At 34.0% G+C, this 18,558-nt stretch carries 20 protein-coding genes; 14 read left to right on the top strand and 6 right to left on the bottom strand.

Annotated features, from left to right (window positions below; translation table 11 throughout):
• Positions 1-46 precede the first annotated feature (46 nt).
• Complete coding sequence (locus ACH6CY_RS11715; protein ID WP_374067520.1) at positions 47-511, top strand: YkyB family protein; 465 nt, start codon at positions 47-49, stop codon at positions 509-511.
• A gap of 448 nt (positions 512-959) precedes the next feature.
• On the opposite strand, the gene ACH6CY_RS11720 is transcribed toward ACH6CY_RS11715, so the two are convergent.
• Entirely contained in the window at positions 960-1,808 is an 849-nt protein-coding gene (locus ACH6CY_RS11720) for a patatin-like phospholipase family protein (RefSeq protein ID WP_374067521.1), read from the bottom strand.
• Between the two features lie 368 nt (positions 1,809-2,176).
• On the opposite strand from ACH6CY_RS11720, the gene ACH6CY_RS11725 reads away from it, so the two are divergent.
• On the top strand, positions 2,177-3,337 hold the full coding sequence (locus tag ACH6CY_RS11725) for an aminotransferase A (protein WP_374067522.1): 1,161 nt from the start codon (positions 2,177-2,179) through the stop codon (positions 3,335-3,337).
• A 14-nt stretch (positions 3,338-3,351) separates the two neighbouring features.
• On the opposite strand, the gene ACH6CY_RS11730 is transcribed toward ACH6CY_RS11725, so the two are convergent.
• On the bottom strand, positions 3,352-3,519 hold the full coding sequence (locus ACH6CY_RS11730) for a Spo0E family sporulation regulatory protein-aspartic acid phosphatase (RefSeq protein WP_374067523.1): 168 nt from the start codon (positions 3,517-3,519) through the stop codon (positions 3,352-3,354).
• A gap of 218 nt (positions 3,520-3,737) precedes the next feature.
• On the opposite strand from ACH6CY_RS11730, the gene ACH6CY_RS11735 reads away from it, so the two are divergent.
• Positions 3,738-4,487 (top strand): hypothetical protein, encoded by a 750-nt coding sequence (locus ACH6CY_RS11735; protein ID WP_374067524.1) that lies wholly within the window; start codon positions 3,738-3,740, stop codon positions 4,485-4,487.
• Positions 4,488-4,762: 275 nt separating this feature from the next.
• Here the strand turns inward: ACH6CY_RS11735 and ACH6CY_RS11740 are convergent, their stop codons facing one another.
• Positions 4,763-5,212 (bottom strand): hypothetical protein, encoded by a 450-nt coding sequence (locus ACH6CY_RS11740; RefSeq protein WP_374067525.1) that lies wholly within the window; start codon positions 5,210-5,212, stop codon positions 4,763-4,765.
• A 222-nt stretch (positions 5,213-5,434) separates the two neighbouring features.
• Here ACH6CY_RS11740 and ACH6CY_RS11745 point away from each other — a divergent pair, with 222 nt between their 5' ends.
• The 4 genes from ACH6CY_RS11745 to spoVAE are packed head-to-tail and all read left to right on the top strand — an operon-like array spanning position 5,435 to position 7,708.
• Positions 5,435-5,860, top strand: coding sequence for a YhcN/YlaJ family sporulation lipoprotein (locus tag ACH6CY_RS11745; RefSeq protein ID WP_374067526.1), 426 nt, complete (start codon positions 5,435-5,437; stop codon positions 5,858-5,860).
• 17 nt (positions 5,861-5,877) lie between these two features.
• Entirely contained in the window at positions 5,878-6,345 is a 468-nt protein-coding gene (spoVAC, locus tag ACH6CY_RS11750; protein ID WP_374067527.1) for a stage V sporulation protein AC, read from the top strand.
• A complete protein-coding gene (gene spoVAD, locus ACH6CY_RS11755; RefSeq protein WP_374067528.1) occupies positions 6,345-7,355 on the top strand; it encodes a stage V sporulation protein AD in 1,011 nt (336 codons plus the stop codon). Before spoVAC ends, spoVAD begins: the two co-directional genes overlap by 1 nt.
• 2 nt (positions 7,356-7,357) lie before the next feature.
• Positions 7,358-7,708, top strand: a complete 351-nt coding sequence (gene spoVAE, locus ACH6CY_RS11760; RefSeq protein WP_374067529.1) for a stage V sporulation protein AE — start codon at positions 7,358-7,360, stop codon at positions 7,706-7,708.
• Between the two features lie 19 nt (positions 7,709-7,727).
• On the opposite strand, the gene ACH6CY_RS11765 is transcribed toward spoVAE, so the two are convergent.
• On the bottom strand, positions 7,728-8,720 hold the full coding sequence (locus ACH6CY_RS11765) for a zinc-binding dehydrogenase (RefSeq protein WP_374067530.1): 993 nt from the start codon (positions 8,718-8,720) through the stop codon (positions 7,728-7,730).
• 84 nt (positions 8,721-8,804) lie between these two features.
• Between ACH6CY_RS11765 and ACH6CY_RS11770 the strand changes: the two genes are divergently transcribed.
• Positions 8,805-9,098 (top strand): hypothetical protein, encoded by a 294-nt coding sequence (locus tag ACH6CY_RS11770; RefSeq protein WP_374067531.1) that lies wholly within the window; start codon positions 8,805-8,807, stop codon positions 9,096-9,098.
• 32 nt (positions 9,099-9,130) lie between these two features.
• Here ACH6CY_RS11770 and ACH6CY_RS11775 read toward each other — a convergent pair whose 3' ends face one another.
• Together ACH6CY_RS11775 and ACH6CY_RS11780 are read right to left on the bottom strand one after the other, a co-directional pair.
• Positions 9,131-9,949: an N-acetylmuramoyl-L-alanine amidase gene (locus tag ACH6CY_RS11775; protein ID WP_374067532.1), complete on the bottom strand. Its 819-nt coding sequence runs from the start codon at positions 9,947-9,949 to the stop codon at positions 9,131-9,133.
• Positions 9,950-9,984: 35 nt separating this feature from the next.
• The gene (locus ACH6CY_RS11780; RefSeq protein WP_374067533.1) at positions 9,985-10,218 is read right to left on the bottom strand and encodes a phage holin; all 234 of its coding nucleotides are present in this window, start codon (positions 10,216-10,218) and stop codon (positions 9,985-9,987) included.
• A 207-nt stretch (positions 10,219-10,425) separates the two neighbouring features.
• Here ACH6CY_RS11780 and ACH6CY_RS11785 point away from each other — a divergent pair, with 207 nt between their 5' ends.
• The 6 genes from ACH6CY_RS11785 to leuB all read left to right on the top strand — a co-directional run bounded on the left by ACH6CY_RS11785 (position 10,426) and on the right by leuB (position 18,552).
• Complete coding sequence (locus ACH6CY_RS11785; RefSeq protein WP_374067534.1) at positions 10,426-11,754, top strand: TrkH family potassium uptake protein; 1,329 nt, start codon at positions 10,426-10,428, stop codon at positions 11,752-11,754.
• 832 nt (positions 11,755-12,586) lie between these two features.
• Positions 12,587-14,320: a biosynthetic-type acetolactate synthase large subunit gene (ilvB, locus tag ACH6CY_RS11790; RefSeq protein ID WP_374067535.1), complete on the top strand. Its 1,734-nt coding sequence runs from the start codon at positions 12,587-12,589 to the stop codon at positions 14,318-14,320.
• Positions 14,317-14,841: an acetolactate synthase small subunit gene (ilvN, locus tag ACH6CY_RS11795; RefSeq protein WP_374067536.1), complete on the top strand. Its 525-nt coding sequence runs from the start codon at positions 14,317-14,319 to the stop codon at positions 14,839-14,841. Before ilvB ends, ilvN begins: the two co-directional genes overlap by 4 nt.
• Positions 14,842-14,899: 58 nt before the next feature.
• The gene (ilvC, locus tag ACH6CY_RS11800; protein ID WP_374067537.1) at positions 14,900-15,931 is read left to right on the top strand and encodes a ketol-acid reductoisomerase; all 1,032 of its coding nucleotides are present in this window, start codon (positions 14,900-14,902) and stop codon (positions 15,929-15,931) included.
• Positions 15,918-17,465, top strand: coding sequence for a 2-isopropylmalate synthase (locus tag ACH6CY_RS11805; RefSeq protein WP_374067538.1), 1,548 nt, complete (start codon positions 15,918-15,920; stop codon positions 17,463-17,465). Before ilvC ends, ACH6CY_RS11805 begins: the two co-directional genes overlap by 14 nt.
• 19 nt (positions 17,466-17,484) lie before the next feature.
• Entirely contained in the window at positions 17,485-18,552 is a 1,068-nt protein-coding gene (gene leuB, locus ACH6CY_RS11810) for a 3-isopropylmalate dehydrogenase (RefSeq protein WP_374067539.1), read from the top strand.
• Positions 18,553-18,558: the final 6 nt, after the last annotated feature.

Genomic DNA, 18,558 nt, shown 5'->3' on the forward strand with positions numbered 1-18,558 from the left:
AAAAGGAGCTTTATTAGCAAGACTAACATGGAAGGAGGGTATGTACATGGATGTTAAAAAAGGGGAAGACTTGAATCAAATTGCTAAGGCATTATTTGTAATTAATCGTCATGCAAAAACTGCACTAAATCCAAGAGAACTGTATAATTTAAAAAAACAAGCTATTAATGAATTATTAAAAAATGATAACGCAGAAAAAGTTGGACTTCATTATTCCGATCATCCCAAATTAAGTCATCAACATTCTACCCTACTTGTTAAGGTAGGAAATTATTATTTCCACATACTACCTAACAAACAAGATTTTAAAGATGTTAAACATCTAGGTAATATAGACAAAAGCTATAGAAACCCCAAAACAAAAATGTCTCTTACTCAAGCGAAAAAGATTATCTGCGCTTATTTAAATATTGATATACCTAAACAAAAAAGAACATACTCTTCTTATTATACACCATCGTCTTTAGGTAGATGGAATCAATCTTATTTTAAAGGAAAACGAAAAAAATAACACTACTTTCGTTTTAGATGGGAGAGTATTAGCTGGGAAATACGCACAATCATAACAATCATACCTAGCGATACAATAGATAGTAGAATAAAAGAAGTGGAACTAGGACCTACATTTATATATTGTTGGTTTTTGATCATCAGTATAACGTTGCCAAAAAGTAAAATCGATATGAAATATGTCATTAAAAAATTCCATTTTAAACGTGAGAACAGTTGGATTACCGGTTTAATCACAAAAAATAATGTAGTAAGAAATAACACACACATAACAAGCTGAAATTGTTCTTCTTGCATAGAAAATAATTTAATGTTTTCATTATAAAACCAACTAGCCAGAACAAAGAATGGTATTTTAATAGAGAGCATTACTTTTTCTCCTTATTATATCAATTAACATTCTTCATAGTATTTACTAAAATCTTTGTTTCTATTCCAAAGCTTTAATTTTAATTTATAAATTTTATTAAAGCCTCACTAATCTGATTTGCTTGCTTGTAACCTTCCATATATAAAGCGTGTAACTTTTCCTTGTTCCTTTCTACTCTACTTACTTTTATCGATTTTTCCGGCTGTATAATAAACACTTCGCCATTTTTCTCCATCTGCTTTAAAGTATTTATTGTTTGATTATATGCCTCATGCCTCCCTTCTAACGTACTTACTAACCCCGGATATTTTTTATATGTATGTTTTACGATCCGATTAAATTTGAGCCTCTTTTTTTTATATCCTTGATTTCTCGTTAAAATAACTACATGTTTTTTATTCCCATCTTGAATCGATGCATTAATTGGTATAGGATCACTCACTCCTCCATCCATTAGCTCTAAACCCTGATGTAACACACTTTTAGAGACAAATGGAAGTGAGCTTGATGCACGAACAATTTTAAATAACTCATCTTTACTATTAAATGAATCATAATATACTGGCTTTCCCGTATGTATATCAGTTGTAGCGATCACTAATTTACTGTGATTTTTTAAAAATGCTTCGTAATCGTATGGAACCAATTGATTAGGAAGTGTATCAAAAATAAAATCCATACCGAACAACGACCGTTTTGTTAATAAACGCTTAAATGATAGGTACTCTGGATGACTACTGTAATCTACAAAAACTTTATAATTGCGTCCTCTTTGATTTGCCACGTATGAAGTAGCTACACAAGCGCCGACCGACGCACCAACCACGTAAGGAAACCTTATTTTTTTATCATGAAAATAATCTAAAATACCCGCTGTATAAACACCCCTCATTGCTCCTCCTTCTAATATCAATCCAACTTGTTGCATAATTTGTCCCTACTTTCTTTTAAAAGCACACTAAGCTTATTTTTACCACGTTCAGCATAAATTACTACACCATTTTAATTCATTTGAAATTTTGTTATATATTATTTAATTATGGTATGATTAACTTACATGTGTTTTATTATCTATATTCTTTTCTAATTGAATATTTTTGATCCAAACTTCTTCTAGTTTTTTCATCGCAAGCTTATCATTGTGTAATCTTTGTTTGCTTTGACTAACTAATTGGCCAACATTTATTTTCTATTACACATTTTCAATCACTCCTTAAATTAATCACTTTAATTATAACTTGTTATTTTTTAAAAAACATATAACATCATACGACATTTATCAAAGGAGCTATTACAATGGAACATTTACTTAATTCAACTGTGAAACAAATCGAAATTTCTGGTATTCGAAAGTTTTTTAATATGGTCAGTGATAAAAAAAACATTCTTTCTTTAACGATCGGGCAACCAGACTTCGCCACACCGGAACACATTAAGTATGCTGCGAAACAGGCAATTGATAATAATTATACTACCTATACGCACAATGCTGGACTTCTATCGCTTCGTCAAGCAATCGCACATGCTGTTTCCACTGACTATCAGCTAAATTACGATCCAGCTAATGAAATCATCGTAACTGTTGGGGCTTCTCAAGCGATTGATATTGCTCTTCGAACGATTATCGAACCAGGGGATGAAGTGTTATTACCAGGTCCTGTTTATCCTGGCTATGAACCTCTGATTAGACTTTCTGGTGCAAAGCCTGTATACATTGATACAACCGATTCGGATTTTAAAATAACACCAGAAAAATTAAAACAACATATTACAAGTAAGACAAAATGTCTAATACTTCCTTATCCATCCAACCCAACAGGGGTAACATTAACTAAAAATGAATTAAAAGATATTGCTGATATAATAGAGGGGAAAAACATATTTATCATAGCAGATGAAATTTACAGTAAATTGACTTATGATACAACTCATTATTCTATAGCTGGCATCAACGAACAAATAAGACAACAAACGATTGTCATCAATGGATTATCTAAATCACACGCCATGACTGGTTGGCGCATCGGTTATATATTAGCTCCTTCTTGGTTAACGAAACATATGCTTAAAGTGCACCAATATAATGTTTCTTGTGCTACATCAGTCAGTCAACACGCTGCTTTAGCTGCAATAAAAAACGGCGTTCAGGATCCAACAGCAATGAAACACTCCTATCAGAAAAGAAGAGATTATGTTTATACACGACTAATTGATATGGGACTGAATGTAGTCAAACCAGATGGTGCCTTTTATTTTTTCCTTAAGACAAATTCAAACCTTCCGTCCTTTGATATAGCATTAAATTTAGTTAATGAAGTTGGGCTTGCATTAGTACCAGGAAGTGCTTTTAGTCAGTACGGAGAGGGATATTTAAGATTATCTTACGCCTATCATTTAGAAACATTAGAAGAGGGCTTAAAGCGGTTAGAAACCTATTTACGACAGTACAACAAGTAGTAGATACTTGTTTACTACTTGACTCCTTTCTTTATTTCATACTGGTTTAATAAAAAATCTAGTTCTTGACTTAAAATGATAGACTCTTTGCTAGTAAATCCTTTAATTAATGCAATCTCGACCATTTGTTCTCTGATTAACTCTATTTGACTTAACAAATAGTTCGTATCATCTATATTCAAATCGAGATACCTCCTAGGAAATAGTAATTTAAGTTATATCAATAATGGATTGAGATGCGACAGGTAAATCAAACGATACTATTTTATCTAACAGGTCAAATTTACATGGTATCCCAGAACAACAACAGTAATTAATTATTATTATTATCATACCCTTTATTCAAGAAATAAAAACCATATATCTTGTTTATTATTCCTTTAGGAGTTGGAAAATCAAAATGAAAAATATAATGTATTCTTTTATATTTATAAGTTTAATACTACTTATCACTGGATGTTCCTCTGAGGATAAACCAATCATTGTTAAAGAAGAAATGACTACTCCAGCACAAGAAAGTGCCACATTAGTTGAAGAGACTGATGAAAAAGATCCAGAAGAGTCACAAATGATGATCGAATTCATGTTAGAAGAAGAACAACTGACAATCAACTTAAATAAAGTTCCTATTTTGAAAAATTACTTATCACAAATCGATAATCGTAAGCAAGCAATTAACGAAATGGAGATTAATAAACTTGATATACAATCACCTGAGTCAATATATTTGCTTGGTTTTGCTAAATCTAATCAACTATATTCTTATCTCCTGTTAGATCCTACAGGAGAAGGACACTCTTTTTTATTAACAGATCGTGCAAATTTTATCCAAGTTGCTCAATCGCTAGATAACGATAAGCTAGTTTTTAACTTTGAGCGTAGCGTGAAAGATAAACCATGGAAAAAAAATAAACTTATGATATTAGATTTAAAAAATTGGGGAAATAAAAATCTGACTAACAAAGAAGAAAATATTAACATAACTCTAGATCAATTTGATTGGCCTGTTTTAGCTGTTGATTGGGTAGATGATACAACCATACTGGCAACGATTCCTTCAATCGAGCAACCATCAGAAGAGGAATTACTTCATTGGACAAATTCTGAACAACAAACGAAGCAAGTTGAGCTTTCAATTATAAATAACTAAAAGAAGCGGACAACAGATTATTTCTAAACTGAAAAGGCATACGAAGAACATAGCTTCTTATTTTGGAAGAGTATCATATATTTACACAGCTAAATGAAAAAGATAGATTAAAATGCTCCCCTTAAGGGGAGCATTTTAAGTTGTACAACCACATTTCTATAATGATGGTAAATATCAAAACAACTAAACGGCCTTAGTCCTATCGAATTTAGAGCTAAAGCCATGTAAATTAATTTTGTTATCTTTGTTGGCTATTTGACTATGAGCACTTCATATCATTGTATATTTACATTTTTTTCTATTTTAATATTAATAACTTCTTCATCGGCAATAAACTGGCAATGAATATATAAAGTATTTGATCCATTTTCTAAAGGTTTAAATACTTTTCTTGTCGGAGTTGTTCGATAAATATCTCCAGGTTGAATTGTTTTGCTAATGGGGCTTCCTGTAAAGTTACTTTTCCTTGCTCCAAAAGAAAGATAAGTTAATGGTGTTCGGTGTGTAATTGTAATCGGTTTTTCCCCTACATATTCTAATGAATGTAAAACCCTAAAACCTTCCGTATTATTTTCCATTCTCATATGTAAAATAAAATTACCTTCCTGTTTATGAATAACAACTGGTTCAGCTAGTGTCTTTGTTGAACTAGTCCTAAACCATACAATCGTTCCTAGCCCTAATAAAATAACGATGACAGACATGATTGCGAATCGCTTTATCACCAAACACCCCCCCTTTTTTCAAATTACTTCTATCTAACATATATGACGTATTACCATTAAAAAAAGTTTCACAATAATGTAAATAAATAATAATTTGTCCAATTAAGTCAATTCTGTTCGATTTGTGATATTCCTTGCATAATTACAATAGATTGAACCAAACTAATCACAACCTTTCTTCTTTTGTTGAATGAAAAGGAATTTCTACGTATAGGTGATGACATGAAAAAAAAACGCTATATCTTACTTCCTATCTTACTTTTGTTCTTTAGTTTTGTTGCTTGCAATCAACAAAAACCTTTGACGAATAACACAGAAAACATTGAACAAATGCAATATAAACAAAATCATCAATCTGATATAACAACTTATATACGTGAACAGTTTAGTTCGATCTCAGATGTTACAGCAGTTGTATATAACCAAGAATTAATTGTTGCGATAAAAGCTACTACTTTTCAACAAATAAATGAACAATCGATTGAGAAAAAGGTAAAGAAAAAATTAAAAAAACAATTTCAGTTTAAGAAAATTACCGTCTCTTCAGATCAAAAAATTTTTATTGAAATTAATAAAATACATCAATCCTCTGATAACTTAAAAGAGAAATTTAATCACATTAAAAAATTGTTAAAAGATAACGCTTAGAAAGAAGGATTACATATATGGACAAATCACCTTCCACTACAAAAAAAACATATCAAAAATTAGCTCAACAAAAAGAACGTAAACGCCCTATTTTAAAGAATTGTATTAACGCTTTTTTCTTTGGTGGTTTAATATGCACAATCGGCCAAGGCATTTCTACTTTTTACATGTATTTTTTTGATTTCACTGAGCAAACAGTTGGTAACCCTACTACCGCAACGCTAATTTTCATCACGATGTTATTAACAGGTTTTGGTGTCTATGACCACATAGCACAATATGCTGGAGCAGGTACTGCCGTTCCTGTTACAGGGTTTGGTAATGCAGTTATTTCTGCCGCTATTGAACATCGATCAGAGGGATTTGTTCAAGGTGTTGGCGGGAATATGTTTAAATTAGCTGGGTCTGTAATCTTATTTGGTGTGTTTTCTGCATTCGTTGTGGCATTAATAAAAACACTTTTATTAGAATGGGGTATTATGTAATGTTACTTGGTAAACAAACATGGAAATTTGAAAATAACCCAACGATTATATCAACCGGGACTGTAGGTGGTCCATTTGAAGCAAAAAGTAAATTATCAACAACATTTGATCAATTGTACAATGATTTTTGGCTAGAACAAGACTCTTTTGAACAAGCACATCAACTTCTTTTTGAATCAGCATGTAATCACGCTCTTAAAAAAAGTAATATAACAAAAGAAGCAGTTCAATACTTAATTGCTGGTGATTTAATCAATCAAATTACTCCCACAAGTTTTACTGCAAGATCATTTCAAATCCCATATATCGGTACATTTAGTGCCTGTGCAACATCCATGGAATCACTTGCACTTGCAGCAAACTTAATTAATTCAAAAAGCGCAAATTACATTATAACTGGTTCAAGTAGTCATAATGCAGCAGTTGAAAAGCAATTTAGATATCCTACAGAATATGGTGGACAAAAGCCGCCTACAGCACAATGGACGGTAACCGGAGCTGGCGTATGTTTACTAGCAAATAAGGGAAACGGGCCAAAAGTAACAAGTGCAACAATCGGGAAAGTCGTTGATATGGGAATGACAGACCCCTTTAACATGGGAGAAGCAATGGCTCCAGCTGCAATTGATACAATAGCTACTCACCTAATGGATCGAGGAGTTGATGCTTCGTATTATGATTGTATCATCACTGGTGATTTAGCCGAAATCGGTAGATCAATTGCGCTAGAGTTAGCCAAACAAAAAAACTTACTTTTAAATGCTGATTCTTTTTTAGATTGCGGATTAATGATATATAAAAAAGATCAAGAAGTTTTTGCAGGTGCAAGCGGATCAGGTTGCTCTGCTGTGGTTACTTATGGACATTTGATCAATCAGTTAAATGAAAAAAAGTTAAATAAAATTTTAGTTGTAGCAACAGGCGCTCTATTATCTCCTTTAACCGTACAACAAAAACAATCTATTCCTTGTATTGCACATGCTGTTTCAATAGAGAATGGAGGTAGTTAAAAATGGTGTTTTTATGGTCCTTTTTAGTTGGTGGAGTGATTTGTGTTATTGGCCAACTCATGTTTGATATCTTTAAATTAACACCTGGTCATACATTAAGTATACTAGTCGTAGCAGGTGCAATCTTAAATGGATTTGGCTTATATGAACCTTTAATCGATTTTGCTGGGGCTGGCGCCACTGTTCCTATAACTAGTTTTGGTAACTCTTTAGTTCATGGAGCTTTACAAGAAGCGGAAAAGCATGGATTAATAGGTGTGGTAACCGGCATGTTTGAAGTAACTAGCTCTGGAATTACAGCCGCAATTATTTTTGGAATGATCGGAGCAATATTCTTTAAACCAAAAGGATGACTAGAAGTTCTAATTACTTCTAGTCATCCTTTGCAACTTGTATTGCTACCTTACCAAATTGTTGTGCTTTTTGTAGATATTGAAAGGCATATGCTGTATCATCTAATGCGAAAACACTGTCTACTACAGGATGAATCTGATACTTCTCAATAAATTGTAATAAATTACGCAATTCTTCTCTACTCCCCATTGTTGAACCTAATAATTGGTATTGCCCATAGAAAAATTGTCGAATATCGATGGATACTTCATCTTCCGTTGTAGCACCGAACGTAACCATTTTTCCACCACGCCTAAGTACGGATAAAGATCGATTAAATGTTGCCCTTCCTATACTTTCAATCACTAAATCAATGGTTTCATCTTTCAGTTCTTCGTTCCAATCTGCTTCTGTATCAATAGCTAAATCTGCTCCTAATGAGATAGCATGTGCTCTTTTTTCGGCAGATCGAGAAGTAACGATAACTCTTGCTCCAATTGCTTTTGCAAATTGAATAATGTACGTAATAACACCACTTCCTGCACCTGGTAAAAATACAGTAGTATTAGCCGAAACCTTTCCTTTAGTAAATAATGCCCGGTATCCGGTTAATGCAGATAATGCTAAAACACCAGCCTCTTTCCACGTTAAATAACTTGGTTTTTTCTCAACATAGTTTTGATCAACAATATATTTTTCAGCAAATGTTCCATCGTTTGGCATACCAACAACTTCAAATGACTCTGGTGGTGCATCTGATTGATTCAACCATCCTAAACCAGGATTAATAATTACTTCATCTCCTACAGAAAAGCCTGTTACATCTCTCCCTACCATCTCAATCACTCCAGCCCCATCCGAACCTAATACTAATGGTGTGGAAACATTTCCCCTTCGTTTTGGAATATGTAAGTCACGATGATTTAACCCAGCTACTTTAATTGCTACCTTTACCTCGTTATCTTTAATAGCAGATTCTGATATTTCCTTGAGTAGGATTCTTTCTTTTTCATGGACAAATGCTTTTATCATATAAACACTCCAAATCACTATTTTTGATTTCATGATTTCTTTTTGTCATACTTATATCATCAATACTAGAAGAGGATGAGATACTTGTCAAAGTTAGCTACACAAACTTATATAGTTGTCGAAAGAAAAATTGAGAAAAATCAACAATGTATCATGCAAGATGAGTATACACTTACCTTGCATAACCATTGCATACAAAGTGCCAGTCAACAATTTTCTATTCATAACGTGTATGATATTACTTATCGAAAAGTAAATATAAATTACTTTCTTTACCTTCATACAAATAAAGGAGTAACAACTTTCCAAACTATTGAAAATCCTGATGCTTTTGTAGAATCATTTAAGAAGTTAAAGCATTTCATAAATACGGATTAACAACCTAAGCTAACCTCTTCATTTTATGGTGGTTATTTTACTTTCACATATTTCTCATTAGCCGTAATATAATAAACATCTCCGTTTGAATTTTTCACTTGATATTGTTCTCCATTTTCAACTGTTAATTTATCTATGATTTCTGGAAAACCGATCCCTTTGTCTATTGTATTAACCAAGAAACGATCACTCCAGTCAGGTTGGTAATAGTAACGTAAATTATCTACAATACTTTCTACACGTTTACCAATATACCAAGCATTTGCTTTATCTTCTGTGCCTACTCTGTTTGTCCAGTTATCATAAGGTGTGTCAGTTAATAAACAAATTCCTTCAACAACTGCTTCTGCTAGCGCTTTCCAGTCTTTAGTCAATTTTCTTTGATCTTGTATGGAATCCGCAAATCCATATTCAATAATAATTGTTTCTACCCGACCTGTCTCTCTATGCATATAGTAATAGTCTTTTTGATCATTGTAAGAAAGTGTACGAGTAAATACCCTTCTAACTTTTTGATTTGTTTGTTCTATTTTTTCAGCTAAGATATTCGCATGACTTCCGTCCGTATAAATAGAATGAATTAACTCTGCACCGACTCCACCACCTGAATTAATATGGTTAGAAATACAGTACGTTGCATGACTAAACAAAACGCGTTTTACTCGCTCATCGCTATGAAGATACTTGTCAGTGTATCGTGTCATTTCCACGGGGATACCTAACTCCTGCAATCGAGTATATTGATAGAGCGATAGCTTTAACACAAAATTTTTTTCTAACCATGATGAATTAGAACCACCGCCTTTATCTCTTCCGCCATGTCCAGGATCAATGATTATTATAATAGTCACTCCTTTTCTTTATTTTTAAAAATAAAAACATAACATTATTTTGTCAAACCATTTTTTCTTAGAACATCTAATTGTTTTTTTCCCTTTTTACTGACGTAGTTATTCCCATACCAAGCATAAATAGATGATACAAGAGTGAAAATTGTTGTTACCATTTGTTCTATTAGTTCTTCTGAAAAAGGAAGTGGTGATTTACCAAACAAAACTAGCATTTGGTTAGTCAAAGCTAATATAAGCATAACCGTTCGAATGACAGTACCTTTATTCATAAACTCCCTCCTTTTTATTTTGATTACACATTAATACACTACAATATTTATAGTAATTGATTTGCTGAAAAGGAACGGCTCCTATCAACTTTCACTACTTTTATAATCGAAAAACACGAACTAAAAAGTGTCTTGTTTGAAAACAATTGCATAATTGATTCATTGTTTTATAATATTAGATAAAAATATAAAATTAGGAAGTTTACTATGGACAAAATAAAAAACGCATTTTTTACCATCTCGCCACCTCGAATATTAGCAATTAGCTTTATAGCAATAATAATGATCGGTACTATCCTGTTAAAGTTACCGATGTCGACAACATCACCACTAAGTTGGATGGATGCCTTATTTACTGCTACATCAGCTACTACAGTCACTGGGCTAATTGTTGTAGATACTGCGACATCTTTTACTCGAGTTGGGCAAACATTTATTATGATTATGATCCAAATTGGTGGAATTGGGTTGATGACATTTGCTTTTTTTACTTTATTAATAATTGGTCGAAAGATAACACTCAAACAACGATTGTTTTTATCGGTAAGTTTTAATCAGGATCACCCAGGTGGAATTATTCGTCTGATAAAATTATTAATGTTGTTTGTATTTATGGTAGAAATGATTGCTTTTTTCATCCTATCTTTAGTTTGGATTCCTGAGTACGGTTGGGGAGATGGCTTGTTTCACAGTATGTTTCATACTATTTCAGCATTTAATAATGCTGGTTTTTCTACTTGGACAAACAACCTTATCAATCATGCTCACGCTCCAATAATAAATATTATTATTACAGCACTATTTATTCTTGGAGGATTAGGATTTACAGTTATTGCTGATTTAAAAATAAACAAGCGCTGGCGATCTCTATCTTTACACACAAAGTTGATGTTGTCAGGTACGGTGACAATCAATGTAATCTCTATTCTCGTTTTATTTTTACTGGAATACAGTAACCCAAATACAATTGGTTCATTTAACACATTCAATAAATTATTAGCTGCTTATTTTCAAGGGTTAGCTCCTCGAACCGCTGGTTTTAATACTATTGACATTGGTTCTATGAAAGATGCATCTCTATTCTTCACTATGATGCTTATGTTTATTGGTGGTGGAACAGGCTCTACAGCAAGTGGAGTAAAACTAACTACCATCATCGTTGTTCTTTTGGCTACTTATTCTTTTTTAACTTCTAAAGAAGAACCTGTAATCTTCAACCGTAGTATCTCTAAAGAAGTTATTACTCGTTCTTTATCTATCCTTAGTTTAGGTATGGTTATTGTATTTCTCTTTACTTTTTTGTTATCTATTACTGAAGATGCACCATTTCTATCTATTATATTTGAAGTGGTATCTGCTTTTGGGACAGTTGGTCTATCAACAGGTTTAACAGGTCATTTATCTGAAATAGGAAAAACATTAATTATTCTGCTAATGTTCATTGGAAGATTAGGACCATTGACTTTTGCTTTTTTGTTAGCAAAGCCACACAAAACAAACATACGATACCCAAAGGGAGATATCTATACCGGTTAAAAAAGAACTTGGGACATAAGTTAAATAACAAGTAGTAGAAGGCGGATTTTGATTCTAATATTGAATTAAAATCCGCTTTTTTAAAGTCAATAGTTTATCTGTAGATACATACGACACTCCTCAAAGATAAAGAGCTTTTTTTCGTACGATCCATTGCTACCAAGCTTGTATAAAAGAAGGATATTTTCACAGCGATGTATGTTTTAGTACGTTAAAATAATCGTTCGTATTTTAAGTTGAGCAGTGAGATTTTTCCCTAGTTTTTTTAGTTAATGCCTATTTTTTAAAAATATCAGAAAATTTTCACTAAACCTGTTGACCTTCTCTTAAATTAATTGTATGATTGTCGACAACCAAATAAATAATTTATTCTTAATTATTAAACATTTAAAAATCAGAATTTTTTAAACCATGTAAATTTTTATTCAATTTGAAGATTATTTAAACAAAAAATTAAATATAAAATAAATTGTTGATGAGAACAAAGGAATAAATCCCTTGTGTTTACAGAGAGCCGGGGTTGCTGGAAGCCCGGAAATACAAGTTATTCTGACATCGTCTCGGAGAGTTAAATGGAACAGTCAATACTTAGTATATTTAACCGGGTGTATTGTAAACACTCGTTATTAAAAATCGAAGCTATCTGGTTACCATTAGACAAGTGGCTTCATAAGGCAGTATTTGCAAGAATACTGTAAATCAGGGTGGTACCGTGAAAAGTTAGACCTTTTCTCCCTTGTAATGCTGAATATATCGGCTTTATTAGGAGAGAAAGGTCTTTTTTATTTATAGTATCAAGTAAAAATAATTTAATACTCATAGGAGGGATAAAATGGTACAAACAAAAGATATGCAAAAGAAAAAAACAACTACTTCACATCACGCCCCAAAAACAGGAGCGGATTTGTTGGTTGAAACATTTATAGAAGCTAATGTCGACACTTTATTTGGTTATCCGGGCGGGGCAGTACTACCTATTTTTGATGCATTGTATAAAGCAAAAGAGTCTTTTAATCAAGTGCTAGCTCGCCATGAACAAGGTTCCATTCATGCTGCTGAAGGTTATGCCCGCGTCTCAGGTAAACCTGGTGTAGTCATTGCAACTTCAGGTCCAGGAGCTACCAATTTAGTAACCGGTATTGCTGACGCAATGATGGATTCCATTCCACTAGTTGTATTCACAGGGCAAGTAGCACAAAACGTTATTGGAACAGATGCATTTCAAGAAGCTGATGTAATGGGAATTACAACTCCTATTACGAAGCACAATTATCAAGTTCGCTCAATTAGTGATTTACCTAGAATAGTTAAAGAGGCATTTCATATAGCCTCTACAGGGCGACCAGGTCCCGTTGTTGTTGACATTCCAAAAGATCTTGCAGCTAATCCCTGTAGTGATCCATACAATACAGATTTTCACTTGCCTGGTTATCAACCAACAACGAAACCAAATCCAATGCAAATTAAGAAATTAGGCGAAGCAGTTCAAACGGCGAAAAAGCCAATCATTCTTGCTGGAGCTGGTGTAATTATAGGTAAGGCAACTGATGAGTTATTAGCATTTGCAGAGCAACATCAAATCCCTGTTACCTCTACTCTACTTGGCTTAGGTGCTTTTCCTGGCACACACGAATTGTTTTTAGGGATGGCAGGAATGCACGGAACATATGCTTCTAATAACGCATTGTATGAATGTGATCTATTAATCAATGTTGGAGCAAGGTTTGATGATCGACTAACCGGTAACTTAGACCATTTTGCGCCATCAGCTATTGTCGCTCACGTTGACATTGATCCAGCTGAAATAGGAAAAAACATTACAACACACATACCAGTTGTTTCAGATTCTAAAAAAGCTCTTACATTAATGTTGAAACACATTAAATTGTCTGGAGATTATAAAGATTGGCTAACACATGTGCAACAAAACAAAAAAAATTATCCATTATGGTATAAACAACCGAAAGAAGGAATGATTGGCCAATGGGTAATTGAACAAGTCTATAAAGCAACGAACGGGGATGCAATTGTTGCAACTGACGTAGGACAGCATCAAATGTGGGCTGCGCAATACTACAAGTTTAATAAACCAAATCGTTGGCTTACATCTGGTGGACTAGGAACAATGGGATACGGTTTTCCAGCTGCAATTGGTGCACAACTAGCCGCACCAAATGATAAAGTTATTGCTATTGTTGGGGATGGCGGTTTTCAGATGACTTTACAAGAGCTATCCATCTTACAGGAAAGAGATTTACCAGTTAAAATTATCATTGTGAATAACGCCGCACTAGGCATGGTAAGACAATGGCAAGAACAGTTTTACGAAGAACGTTATTCTGAATCGATCTTTAGTATTCAACCAGATTTTGTGAAGTTAGCTGAAGCCTATGATATTAAAGGTGTAAAAATTGAATCTGAACAAGAACTAACAGAGAAATTACCTGCATTGCTTGCTGACGATGGACCTGCTCTTATTGACTGCCGCGTGTTGCAACAAGAAAACGTTTTTCCAATGATTGCACCTGGTAAAGGAATTCATGAAATGATAGGAGTGAAACCATGAAACGAATCATAACCGCAACCGTACAAAACCGAAGTGGTGTACTAAATCGTATCACTGGATTACTTCAAAAAAGACAATTTAATATTGAGAGTATTTCCGTTGGTCGTACCGAAGTGGAAGGTATATCCAAGATGACCTTTGTAGTTGAAATTGAAGACAACCAAAAATTAGAACAAGTAACCAAACAATTAAACAAACAGATTGATGTTTTAAAGGTTTCTGATATAACAGATAAAGCCATTGTTGCACGTGAACTTGCATTAATAAAAATAGTTAGTAACAGTCAACTTCGATCTGAAATACAAGGAATTATTGAACCGTTTCGTGCAACTGTTATTGATGTAAGTAAAGACACGATATCTGTGCAGGTTACTGGGAAATCAAATAAAGTAGAAGCCTTAATTGATTTATTACGGCCTTATGGTATTAAAGAGTTAGTAAGAACTGGTGTTACCGCATTTTTACGAGGACAGCAGCCTCAGCAAGCACAAGAAAATAATTCATTATCTTTATTAAATTAAGAAGTAAAATGAATCAATCATTTACTATAAAAATTATATTTGAGAGGATGTAGAAAAAATGGCAAAAGTACTTTATCACAATGACATTCAAGAAGAGGTATTAAGAAATAAGAAAATTGCAATTATCGGTTATGGATCTCAAGGACATGCACACGCATTGAACTTAAAGGAAAGTGGCTTTAATGTAGTTGTAGGTTTACGTCAAGGTAAATCATGGGATAAGGCAGTTGAAGATGGTGTAGAGGTTAAAACAGTCGGGGAAGCAACGAAAGAATCAGAAATTATCATGGTGCTTTTACCAGATGAATATCAACCAGCTATTTATAAAGAGAGTATTGAACCAAATTTAGAAGCTGGAAATGCACTTGTATTCGCCCATGGGTTTAATGTTCATTTTAATCAAATTGTACCACCATCAAATGTAGACGTATTTCTTGTAGCTCCTAAAGGTCCTGGTCATCTCGTTCGTCGTACGTATGAAGAAGGTGCCGGAGTTCCTGCGTTATACGGAATTTATCAAGATTATACTGGAAACACAAAAGAAATAGCTCTTGCTTACGCAAAAGGAATTGGCGCAGGTCGAGCAGGAATACTAGAAACTACTTTCCAAGAAGAAACAGAAACAGACTTATTTGGTGAGCAAGCGGTTTTATGCGGGGGACTAACTAGCCTTGTTAAAGCAGGATTTGAAACATTAACAGAAGCAGGATATCAACCAGAAGTTGCTTATTTTGAATGTTTACACGAGCTAAAGCTTATTGTTGACCTTATGTATGAGGGTGGTCTTGAAGGCATGCGCTACTCTATTTCTGATACGGCTCAATGGGGTGATTTTATTTCAGGACCTAGAGTGGTTAACGAAGATACGAAGGCTCGCATGAAAGATGTTCTAACGGATATTCAAACAGGTGTATTTGCTAAAGGATGGATTTTAGAGAATCAAGCAAATCGTCCTCAATTCAATGCTACAAATACGAAGGAAAATAACCATTTAATTGAGAAAGTTGGTAGAGAGCTTCGTGAATTAATGCCATTTGTTAAACAAAAAGCAAATGCAAAGAAAGAAGTGAGCTCGAATGACGCAAATTAAGATTTTTGATACGACACTTCGAGATGGCGAGCAATCTCCTGGTGTAAACTTAAATCAATTAGAAAAACTTGAAATTGCCAAGCAGTTGGAACGTTTGGGTGTGGATGTCATGGAGGCAGGTTTCCCTGCTTCCTCCACTGGCGATTTCCAAGCAGTACAAAAAATTGCAGAGACGATTGATTCAGTTACAGTTGCCGCTCTAGCTAGAGCAAACGCAAAAGATATTGACGCTGCATGGGAAGCCATTAAATCTGCAAAAAAACCAAGAATTCATGTATTCATTGCCACCTCCCCTATTCACATGGAATACAAATTAAAAAAGACACCTGAAGAGGTGATCGATACTGCGGTTGAGATGGTGAAATACGCAAAACAAAAATGTCAAGATGTTGAATGGTCAGCAGAGGATGCCTCTCGCTCAGATTTACCTTTTTTAGCAGAAATCATTGAAAAAGTAATTGATGTAGGTGCTACTGTCATAAACCTACCTGATACGGTCGGATATACAACGCCCAAAGAATATGGAGAAATGTTTCGTTATGTGAAGAACAATGTGCCGAATATTAATAAAGTAGACCTTTCTTGCCACTGCCATGATGACCTAGGAATGGCGATTGCAAATTCAATTGCGGCAATACAAAATGGCGCTACACAAATCGAAGGTGCAATTAACGGTATTGGAGAACGTGCTGGTAATGCAGCTTTAGAGGAAATTGCTGTAGCACTAAAAATAAGAGAAGATTTTTACCCATTTGAGACAAACATGGTTTTAAAAGAAATTAAACGAACAAGCGATCTAGTCAGTAAGTTAACTGGAATGGTTGTACCTGGAAACAAAGCAATCGTTGGTAGAAACGCATTTGCACATGAAGCAGGTATTCATCAAGATGGCGTATTAAAGCACGCAGAAACATATGAAATCATAACACCTGAACTAGTTGGAATTTATTCTAATAACTTAGTTTTAGGTAAACATTCTGGACGACACGCTTTTAAAGATAAAATTGAACAATTAGGTTTTAAGCTGAATGAAGATAAACTACCAGAAGCATTTCAAGCATTTAAACAGTTAACAGACCGTAAAAAAGAAGTTACAGATGATGATCTATTTGTTATTTTAACAGATATTCAAACAGACATTCAAAACATAAAGCGATATAAACTTATATCGTTCCAAGTACAATACGATTCAAATAATTTACCAAAAGCTACTGTGTTCCTTCTCACACCTGATGGAAAAGAAATTAAAACCGCTAAAACTGGCCAAGGTAGTGTAGAAGCGCTATACAATACAATTGAATCACTTATAATAGAGGAAATTCAATTAACTGACTTTAATCTGAGCTCTATTGGTAAAGGAAAAGATGCATTAGCTGAGGTACACGTGAATATGAATGTAAATCAAATACCTGTTAGTGGACGTGGCACTGCACAAGATATTTTAGAAGCTGCCGCTAATGCTTATTTAAACGCAATTAATCGAATATTTATTACTAAAAATTTTGAATCAACTGTTATAAGTACTAACGCTTAGATTGGATGTGTCCTTATAAATGTCAAAGCATATTGTTTTACTTCCTGGGGATGGAATCGGACCTGAAATAATCGATGCTACCCACGATGTACTCATTCATTTATCAAATAAATTTAATCATACTTTTACTTTTGAAAAACAAACGATTGGCGGAAGTGCAATTGACTTACATGGCACTCCCCTACCTGATCAAACAATTTCAGCTTGCAAAGATGCTGACGCAGTACTATTAGGTGCTGTTGGTGGTCCAAAATGGGATCAAAACCCTTCTCATCTGCGCCCTGAAAAAGGATTATTAGGTATTCGAAAAACACTTGATTTATACGCAAACTTACGTCCAGTTAAAGGATTTTCCGCTCTACTAAGTGCATCACCTCTAAAAGAAGATATTATAAAGGATAGTGATTTATTAATTGTTCGAGAACTGACAGGTGGCTTATATTTTGGAACACCAAGTGAGCGAATCGAAAACGGAAATGCTGTCGTAGATACACTGTATTATCAACGATATGAAATAGAACGTATTATCGATAAAGGGTTCCAAAGCGCTCAAATTCGCAGAAAAAAATTAACTTCAGTGGATAAAGCAAATGTTCTTGAGTCAAGTAAGTTATGGCGTGAGATTGTTGAAGAAAAGAAGCTAGAATATCCAGACGTAGACGTTCATCATGAATTAGTAGATGCTGCTGCTATGAAATTAATAACTAGCCCGAAAGACTTTGATGTCATTATTACCGAGAATATGTTTGGAGACATTTTAAGTGATGAAGCATCTGTATTAACTGGTTCGTTAGGTATGCTACCATCTGCGAGTCTTGCAGAGAATGGAGTTGGCTTATATGAGCCCGCTCATGGATCGGCACCTGATATTGCGGGAAAAGGAATTGCTAATCCAATCGCAGCGATCTTGTCTGCCGCCCTTCTACTGCGCTATTCATTCGATATGGAAAGTGAAGCTGATGCGATAGAGCAAGCGATAGATAAAACCATTGCCGCAGGTTATCATACCGCTGATTTAAAGATTAAGGACAATGGTAAGAGAGTAAGTACAAAGGAATTAACAGAAATAATTAAAAAATATATTTAAACTTAG

It is taken from the genome of Paraliobacillus sp. JSM ZJ581 (assembly GCF_044383835.1).
Taxonomy (GTDB): Bacteria; Bacillota; Bacilli; order Bacillales; family Amphibacillaceae; genus Paraliobacillus.